The 533-nt window shown below is 38.1% G+C and carries 1 protein-coding gene; it reads right to left on the bottom strand.

The features are described from left to right. Positions 1-18: 18 nt before the first annotated feature. Positions 19-533, bottom strand: a 515-nt coding sequence (locus MF4642_RS16600) for an IS1 family transposase (protein ID WP_078426878.1), incomplete at its 5' end; no start/stop codon positions are given.

Below are 533 nucleotides of genomic sequence, written 5' to 3'. Positions count from 1 at the left end.
TCAAAAAGTATGCTGGCGTTAAACAAATCCGTTATTAAGGTAAAAGAAAGTCAAATCAAAGGCTTTAAAATGATTTTCGAGCTTTTTAGAAAAGTTGCAACTTCTCCTAAATCCACGCCTGATTCGATGACGAATTCTACAATTGTTACCTTCAATACCGATGGTAAAAAACTTACCGATCACTTGCTTGCAACATTGAAATGCTGTGATAAAACTATCCCAATGATCACTCGCAATTCCAGCATATTGAACCCCAAGCTTTTTAAGTCTAGCTTTAAGAGGTTGAACCGTTGCTAAATCCCGCTTACCCCAAACATAAGCAACAACTTCTCCAGATTCTCGATGGTAGGCATAAATAAGCCATTGTTTATTTTTCTTATTCCCTACAAAAGTCCAAAGTTCATCGACTTCAAGACATTCGTAGTGGCTTTGTTTAGGCTGAATCTGATAGATCGATTCACTTAAGGTTCGTAATACCTTGCCAATGCTGATACGCTCGACTTCAGCAATATCTCTTACACCGCTTCCTCTGA

The sequence above is a fragment of the Acinetobacter sp. MF4642 genome, from assembly GCF_002018925.1.
Taxonomy (GTDB): Bacteria; Pseudomonadota; Gammaproteobacteria; order Pseudomonadales; family Moraxellaceae; genus Acinetobacter; species Acinetobacter johnsonii.
Note: the sequence above shows the minus strand (reverse complement) of the source record. Positions and strands in the feature narration are given on the sequence as shown.